This window comes from Protofrankia sp. Cr2 (assembly GCF_963555885.1).
Taxonomy (GTDB): Bacteria; Actinomycetota; Actinomycetes; order Frankiales; family Frankiaceae; genus Protofrankia.
This window is the reverse complement of sequence record NZ_CAUVXG010000028.1, coordinates 32,577-40,741: the sequence shown is the minus strand read 5'-3', so window position 1 is coordinate 40,741 and position 8,165 is coordinate 32,577. Positions and strand designations below refer to the sequence as shown.

6 protein-coding genes and 1 other RNA gene are annotated in these 8,165 nt (G+C 70.1%); 6 read left to right on the top strand and 1 reads right to left on the bottom strand.

The annotated features are described in order from the left end of the window. Positions 1 to 89: 89 nt before the first annotated feature. Entirely contained in the window at positions 90 to 569 is a 480-nt protein-coding gene (smpB, locus tag U9978_RS14290; protein ID WP_322751437.1) for an SsrA-binding protein SmpB, read from the top strand. Positions 570 to 810: 241 nt separating this feature from the next. Next, positions 811 to 1,184: a transfer-messenger RNA gene (gene ssrA, locus U9978_RS14285) on the top strand. A gap of 327 nt (positions 1,185 to 1,511) precedes the next feature. On the opposite strand, the gene U9978_RS14280 is transcribed toward ssrA, so the two are convergent. Continuing rightward, positions 1,512 to 2,606, bottom strand: coding sequence for a Rieske 2Fe-2S domain-containing protein (locus U9978_RS14280; protein WP_416210964.1), 1,095 nt, complete (start codon positions 2,604 to 2,606; stop codon positions 1,512 to 1,514). Positions 2,607 to 3,150: 544 nt separating this feature from the next. Here U9978_RS14280 and U9978_RS14275 point away from each other — a divergent pair. The 4 genes from U9978_RS14275 to allB form a co-directional block, all read left to right on the top strand. Next, entirely contained in the window at positions 3,151 to 4,080 is a 930-nt protein-coding gene (locus tag U9978_RS14275) for an FAD binding domain-containing protein (RefSeq protein WP_322761606.1), read from the top strand. 68 nt (positions 4,081 to 4,148) lie between these two features. After that, positions 4,149 to 4,646 (top strand): (2Fe-2S)-binding protein, encoded by a 498-nt coding sequence (locus U9978_RS14270; RefSeq protein ID WP_322761605.1) that lies wholly within the window; start codon positions 4,149 to 4,151, stop codon positions 4,644 to 4,646. Positions 4,647 to 4,667: 21 nt separating this feature from the next. After that, entirely contained in the window at positions 4,668 to 7,103 is a 2,436-nt protein-coding gene (gene pucD / locus U9978_RS14265) for a xanthine dehydrogenase subunit D (protein WP_322761604.1), read from the top strand. Then, positions 7,100 to 8,165, top strand: a 1,066-nt coding sequence (gene allB, locus U9978_RS14260) for an allantoinase AllB (RefSeq protein WP_322761603.1), incomplete at its 3' end; no start/stop codon positions are given. The genes pucD and allB, both read left to right, overlap by 4 nt.

Sequence of the window (8,165 nt, the reverse complement as noted above, 5' to 3'; positions counted from 1 at the left end):
GGCCGACCTGCCGTGTGGCTGGCGTAGCCTGAAGGGCCGAAGACGGCGTGAAGCTGCTGGAGAACCTGTCAGGAAGAGGAACACCGAACGTGGCGAAGGAGATCGGTAGGAAGCTGGTCGCACAGAACCGGCGGGCCCGCCATGACTACACGATTCTCGACACCATCGAGGCCGGGTTGGTGCTGCATGGCACCGAGGTGAAGTCGCTACGGGCGGGCCGGGCGTCGCTGGTGGACGCGTTCGCGCAGATCAGCGACGGGGAAGCGTGGCTGCACGGCATGCACATCGCGGAGTACGCAGAGGGTACATGGACGAATCACACCCCGCGCCGGCGCCGCAAGCTGTTGCTGCACCGCGACGAGATCGCCAAGCTGGTCGGCAAGACCAAGGAGGGCGGCCTGACCATCGTCCCGCTGTCCATCTATTTCAAGGACGGCCGGGCAAAGGTGGAGGTCGCGCTCGCCCGTGGGCGAAAGACCTACGACAAGCGGCACGCGCTGGCCGAGCGGGACGCCACCCGTGAGGTCTCCCGGGTGCTGGGTCGGCGGGCCAAGGGCCGCGAGGACTGATCCGTGCCAGCCTGCACTGATCGGTGGCGACCATCGTGCGGGCACCGTCACCTGTCTTGCCAGCGGTACGGGCGCCGTCCGTCAGACCGGGGTGGTAGACAACCGGGCGTTCGTGGGAAGATGGGGGACGCGGCCGAGGTTGGGTCGGGTGGGCGGTCGTCCAGGCGGCCCGCGGCAAGAGTGATCAGCGGTACTATCGGAGCAAGGGCAACACTCGACAGAACGAACACTGACAGAACACGGGGGTGACCGGCTTCGACTCCGGACGTCGAGGCAGGGGAAGCGGGCCGAGGATGAGCGGTTATCTCGATAACGATCCGCTCAAAGAAATAACTGCCAACAAGACGCAGTCTGTTCCAGCCGCTTACAGCCTCGCTGCCTAAGCGGTACTAAGGAACCGTCAGCCTGAGAGTTCCTCCGGCTCAGGGTCTGGCGTCGCTAGGAGGATCACTCTCTGACCCGGTCACGGGGTCAGATGGGACATCTCACAGTGACTGAGCCCACACCGGCATGCCTGTGTGATTGGTGGGGCTGAGAAACAAGTAGCAGGCTGCGCCCGGAGAAGTCCTGTTGCGGTGCCGGAGGACGCGGGTTCGATTCCCGCCACCTCCACAAGCTGGTTTGTGCTGTTCGCCGACGGTGGGTCGGCTTCCCGGGGGCGTGATGTCTGCCCGGGAGGCGACCCCCGGACCCCAGGTGCGGCGGGGCGCCCCGCGCACACATGGGCGTTCGGTGGTTTTCGTCGCTATAACGACCGTTTTTACCTACGCCCGGTCGGCGGCAGCACGAGGAGTAGGTGACTTTCGCGGCAATAGCGACGTCTTCTACCTACTTTTTCCGTTGGTGTCATCGGGCTGCCCCCTCAGCAGCCCGATGACACCAACGGATGCGGCACCTCCACGGTCCGGATGTGGCCTGGATGCCACGGATGCTCCGGAATGCTCAGGGGCGGGAACCCGCCCGGGTACGGCGGGCGTAACGCATTCCGGCCGGCGGTCTGGATGTCGTACCGCGCCGCGCCCGTTCGCTGAGTATGTACAGCACGCGTCGCAACGCCAGTCCGGCGGCATCCGCGCGGATGCTGACCTCCTTGTCCCCGCCGGCTCCGTCGTTCCCACTGGATACCAGCGGCAGGCCGTCCAGCCCGAATCGCTCCTGAAGCGCGATGTCCTCGGCCAGGATGGCCTGCTCGAAACGGGCTGCATCGGCCAGTCGGTCGGGGTCTCCGCCGAGGTCGTTGCGCAACAGACGGGTGTAGACGCGGGTCGAGTCGGTGTCCTCAGGCTGCAGACAGAAAAAGATCGTGTTGGTGCTGCCGGCGTCGGGATATTCCAGCACCAGGCGCAGCTGGAACGGTGGCCGGTAAATGTAGGTCGACCGGCGGCGCTGAATCAATGGTCGCAGACCGGCTGCCACGCCCGGGTCCTCAGGATTGGCGACGGTCTGGTTGATGCGCGCCCGGAATCCGTTGCCATCGGGAGTGACCTTGTACGGGGGGACGATCGTCTCCTCGCCCGCGCCGATCGTGTCAGCGTGGACGAACGGGAGATGCGCGGTGTCGAGGAAGTTGTCGGCGAGCAGGCCGGCACACGACGACGTCAGTACGATATCCAGCCACACCGAGTCAAAGGCGGGGTCCTCCGCCTCAGGCAGATCGATGATGTCCGCGAACGGTTCCTCGGGCGCGAGCCATACCAGCCCGTGGCGTTCGGCGGCGCCCCACGCGGGGGTGGCGCGGGCCTGTTTGGGCGCGGGCACGTCCGGCCCGAGCGCGGGTACGGCCGTGCATTCCCCGGATGCGACGAAACGCCAGCCGTGATAGCCGCAGACAAGCTCGGGACCGTCGACACGGCCGGCCGAAAGCGGCGCCAGCCGATGCGGGCACCGGTCGGCGAAGGCAACCACGTGGTCATCGAGCCGGGCGATCGCCCAGTGTTCGCCGAGAAGACGGACAGGCACCGGTTCGTCGCCGAGGTCCGATGACCGTGCAACCGGATGCCAGCCGCGTCGAAGAGAGGGATCTGTGTTTGTCAGCAATTGCGGAACGTCAACCACCTCCGGGAACAGGGGCCGTCGGATGACAGGCACGCATGGCAGGTCAGATCGCGTTCGCTGAAACGCATGTTCAGAGTATGACGATTCAATCCCGTTGATGTTTCGACTTCACCTCCCGGACGTGACACAAAGTGATGGTGATTGAGATCTCATGCGAGCTGGCATCAATGAACCTGAAGTGATGGTCGTCGCTCTTTAGGGAATTTCACGCACGGCTGGGGACATGGCGGATACGACGCGCCGTCAGCGCAGGTGAGCGGCGTTCATTTCACGCTAAGGCGGTTGGTGACCGGCCCTTGTCGGCTCCCATCGGGTTCGGCCGGACGCAAACGCCGAAGGCGCCTCCCGTCGCCGATGGTGAACATGGGCGTAACCTCGCGGCTCTATCGTCGGTGGGCATGTGGGTTGCGCGCGGCCGACCGTCATCCCTGCCAGCGTCCCGGCCCGACGGCCTCGGTGCCCCGCGGCACCCGGCGTCCCGAAGACGGCTCGATCATGAACCATCCGCTGCGAGCAGGTGTACTACATGATCGTGACAGCTTCATGTGAACTCGCTGGCCGGGCCGTCGACCCCGCCGCTGGCCGGACGACCCACATGTACCGGCCCCTGACCGTCGCCGAGGTCGTCGATGCCCTGGCTGACGGGGATGGCGAGCTCCTGGCCGGCGGCACCGATCTGGTACCCGCGCTGCGTGCCCGCCGGCGGGACCCAGCTCGGATCGTCGCCCTGCGTCGGGTCCTGGAGCTGCGCTCACGCGGGGCCAGCGCGAACATGCTGATTATCGGCGCCGGTGTCACCTATCACGATCTGACGGGCTGGTCGCTGTCACCGGGGCTGGCGGCGACGGCGCGGGTGGTCGGCTCGCCCCAGATCCGCAACACGGGCACGGTGGGTGGGGCGCTGGGCACCGCCAACCCGCGGGGAGACCTGTTGACCTTCCTGTCCGCGGCCGACGCCGAGGTAGTGATCCACAGCGTGCAGGGGGTGCGGACAGTGGACGTCCCGTCTTTCCTGGCAACCGGACTGAACCGGACCGAGCTGGTCACGGCCGTCCGACTGCCCCGGCCGTGCGGACCGCAGGTCTACTTGAAGATCGGTTCGCGGCAGGCTGCATCGACGGCGCTGGTCTCGTGCGCGCTGGTCGTCGACCGGGTGCACGAGCGGGTGAACTGCGCGATCGGCGGGATTGCGGGCCGCCCGACGCGCCCGCGTGCCGCCGAGGAGTTCGTCCGTCAGGGCATCGACTGGGCGGCTGGCACGATCGCCGCGGATGTCGCGGCCGGGTTCGGCGAGCTCGTGGCGCAGGCCGCCGCGGTCGTGCCCGATCCGCTCCCGGACGAGGTGGGCGGGTCCGCGGCCTACCGCCGGCATGCGGTCGGAGTGCTCGCGGCCCGTGCGGTCGGCCGCTGTCTGTCGGGTGCGGGTCCGGATGTAGCCCTGGATGTGGCGGGATGAAAGGCCGGCGGGTGGGGTCGGATATGAACACCGGCACCGGCACCGGCACCGGCACCGATGGTGATGTCATGGCTACGACTGCTGCCGAGACTGATCCGCAGGTGTCCTATCACCTGCACATCGACGGGGTGCTGCGGCCGGTTACCAACGCCTGGTTGTCGGAGTCCCTGCTCGGCGTGCTGCGTGACCAGCTGGGCGTGATGTCGGTCAAGGACGCCTGTGAGCAGGGCCGATGCGGCTCCTGCTCTGTGCTCATGGACGGCCGGCTGGTCGCGGGTTGCACGGTGCTCGCGGCGGACGCCGCAGGCGCTCAGATCACGACCGTCGCGGGGCTGGGCACAGGCGGCCCGGCCCGGGCGGTGCGGGCCGCGTTCCTCGCCCACGGGGCCGTCCAGTGCGGCTTCTGCACGCCGGGGTTCGTCGTCGCCGTGACCGATCTGCTGGCCCGCCGTCCGGGCGCGGACGAGGACGAGATCCGCGAGGCATTGGCGGGCAACATCTGCCGGTGTACCGGCTACGGGCGGATCATCGCCGCCATCCGGTCCGTCCAGAACGCTCGCGGGTGATCGATGACAGGCTGTGGGCCGATGACGAACTCACGTTCACCCGGTGATCAGGCGTTGACGGCTCAGGCCGCCGCTGCTCAGGCCGCCGCTGCTCAGGCCGCCGCCGCTCAGGCGTTGACCGCTCAGACGTTGACCGATCAGGGTGTCGGTAGGTCGGTACCCCGCCCGGACGGCGCAGCCAAGATCGACGGGACGTTCCCGTACGCCGGTGATCTCTTCCTGCCGGGGATGCTGCACGCTCGGACGCTGCGCAGCCCCCACCCCCGGGCCCGGATCCGGCGGATCGACACGGCTGCGGCCCGGCGCATACCGGGCGTGGCGGCGGTCGTGACCGCGGCGGACGTACCCGGCCGGGCGACCTACGGCCTGATCGTCGCAGACCAGCCGGTGTTCGCAGCCGATGTCGTGCGCTACCAGGGTGAGCCGGTTGCCGCGGTCGCGGCGCGCGACGCCCGCACCGCCGCTCGGGCGCTCGCCGCCATCGACGTCGACTATGAGCCCCTACCGCCGGTGACCGATCCCGAGTGGATCGTGGACGCCGGCGCTGACGCCGATCCGTTGCATCCAGACGGCAACATCTTCCGCGAGATCCATCTGCGGCACGGCGACCCGGACACCCGTGGCGAGGTCGAGGTCAGCGACTCCTACGTGGTGGGTATGCAGGACCAGGCATTCCTCGGCTGCGAAGCCGCGCTGGCGGTGCCGGCGGCGGACGGCGGTGTCGACATGCGGGTCGCCACCCAGTGGCTGCACTCCGATCGCGAGCAGGTCGCGGCATGTCTGGGTATCCCCGAGCACCGGGTGCGGCTCACCCTCGCCGGGGTCGGCGGAGCGTTCGGTGGACGCGAGGACATCACCCTCCAGATCCACGGCGCGCTGTTGGCGCGGGTCACCGGGCAGCCGGTGCGGATTCGCTACGACCGGGTCGAGTCGTTCCTCGGCCATCCGCACCGGCATCCGGCTCGGCTGTGGTTCCGTCACACCGCGTCCCGCGGCGGGCAGCTCGTCAGCGTCCACGCACGTGTGATCATGGATGGTGGGGCGTACGCGTCATCATCCCCGGCGGTGCTGACCAACGCGGTGACGCACGCGGCAGGGCCCTACCGGGTCCGCCACGTCGTGGTGGACGGCTGGGTGGTGCGGACGAACAACCCGCCGTGCGGGGCGATGCGCGGCTTCGGGGTTCCCCAGGTGGCGTTCGGGCACGAGGCGCAGATGGACCGGCTCGCGGACGCCCTGGGCATGGACCCGGTGGAGCTCCGTCGCCGCAACGCGCTCGAACCCGGCGATGTGCTGCCCACGGGCCAGATCGTGGCTGCCCCGATGCCGTCGCGGGAGGCGATCGCGACGGTCGCGGCCCGGCCGCTGCCACCGCCGGTGTCGCAGCGCACCCCGGTGACGTCGCTGCCGGGCGGGCGGCTGGCCGGGTCCGACCCGAGCCGGATCCGCCGTGGTGTCGGCTACGCCCTGGCATACAAGAACCTGCTGTTCTCCGAGGGTTTCGACGACTCCGCAACCGCCCGGGTGCGCCTGGAGCTCGGGCCGGACGGCACACCGCGGGTCGTCGTGCACAGCGCGTGCGCGGAGGTAGGCCAGGGTTTCGTGACGATCGCCGGGCAGATCGCGCGGACCGAACTCGGGGTGGACCAGGTACTGCTCGCCCCGGCGGACACCACCATCGGCAGCGCCGGGTCGACCAGCGCATCCCGCCAGACGTGGATGAGCGGTGGTGCCGTGCGTGCCGCCGCCGTCACGGTGGCCGCCAAGCTGCTGGCCCGGGTGGCCGGCCGGCTGGGCCTGCCCGCCGATGTGGTCGCGCAACCGCGGCGGGTGCTGACGCTCGTCGGCGGCGAGATCGTCGCCAGCGAGGCCGGGGTGCGGATGTCGGTTGCCGACGCGCTCGCCGCCGACGGACCGGTCGAGGCCGTGGAGGTCTTCCGCCATCGGCGGACCCAGCCCCTGGGCCCGGACGGCCAGGGCGACATACACGTGGCGTTCGCCGTGGCGGCGCACCGCGCGGTCGTGGACGTGGATGTGGATCTTGGTCTGGTGCGGGTGGTGTCGATGGCGCTCGCCCAGGACGTCGGCATGGTCCTCAACCCGATGGCGCTGCGTGGCCAGGTGGAGGGCGGCACCGCCCAGGGGCTCGGGCTCGCGCTCATGGAGGAGCTCGTGGTCGAGGGCGGAGTGGTGCGCAACCCCACGTTCCACGACTACGTCCTGCCCACCACCGCTGACATCCCGGCGCTGGACTTCGTGGCGCTTACCTACCCGCAGCCGGGCGCGCCCTACGGCGTCAAGGGGGTGGGGGAGGCGCCGACGTGTTCGGCGACCCCGGCGGTGGTGGCGGCGGTCCGCGCCGCGATCGGCCGTGACCTGCGCCGGGTACCGATCCGTCCCGATGATCTGATCGGTCCCGAACGCATGGTCGGTCCCGAACGCATGGTCGGCCCATGACCGGTACCCCGCGCGGGTTTCCCGAACGCCCCGAGTTTCCCGAACGCCCAATGGTGCTGCGGTCGACACGGGTCGTGACCCCAGACGGCGTCCGGCCGGCCGCCGTCCACATCGCGGGCGGGCGGATCACCGCGGTCACGCCTCCGGCGGCCGTCGCAGCCGGCCCGCGCGTCACCGAGCTCGGGGACCTCGCCCTGCTGCCCGGGGTCGTGGACACCCACGTCCACGTCAACGAACCCGGACGCACCGAGTGGGAGGGGTTCGCCACGGCCACCCGGGCCGCTGCCGCCGGTGGCGTCACCACGATCGTGGACATGCCGCTGAACGCCATTCCGCCGACGACCTCGGTCGCGGCGCTGGCGGCCAAGCGGGCCGCGGCGGCCGGTCAGATAGCGGTCGACGTCGGCTTCTGGGGCGGGATCATCGGCGCTGACACCGGTGACCTCGCACATCTCTCGGCCCTGCACGACGACGGGGTGTTCGGCTTCAAGGCGTTTCTCGCTCCGTCGGGCGTGGCGGAGTTCCCGCACGTGTCCATGGAGGTCCTCGCCGTCGCGGTGGACCGCGCCGCCCGACTCGGCGCGCTGACCGTCGTCCACGCCGAGTCACCGTCGGTCCTGGCCGCCGCGCCGCCGGTGGCGGGCCGGACGTTCGCGAGCTGGTTGGCCTCGCGTCCACCGGCCGCGGAGACCGAGGCGGTGGCCGGGCTCGCCGCGCTGTCGGCCGCGACCGGTGCCCGCCTGCACGTCCTGCACCTGTCCGCGGCGGGCGCCCTGGACGACGTTCTCACCGCCCGTGACGCCGGGATCGCGCTGACCGTGGAGACCTGCCCGCACTATCTGACGTTCACCGCCGACGAGGTTCCCGACGGCGCGACCCTGTACAAGTGCGCGCCGCCCATCCGCGGGGAGCGCAACCGGGACATGCTGTGGCAGGGGCTTGCCGAGGGGCTGTTCGCCGGGGTGGTGACCGACCATTCGCCGGCCACGCCGGCGCGTAAGGCACTCGATTCGGGCGACTTCGCGCAGGCGTGGGGCGGGATCGCCTCGGTGCAGCTCGGCC

Coding starts and splice junctions, on each gene's coding strand:
- U9978_RS14275 (WP_322761606.1), top strand. CDS start 3,151: ATGATCGTGACAGCTTCATGTGAACTCGCTGGCCGGGCCGTCGACCCC.
- U9978_RS14270 (WP_322761605.1), top strand. CDS start 4,149: ATGGCTACGACTGCTGCCGAGACTGATCCGCAGGTGTCCTATCACCTG.
- pucD (WP_322761604.1), top strand. CDS start 4,668: ATGACGAACTCACGTTCACCCGGTGATCAGGCGTTGACGGCTCAGGCC.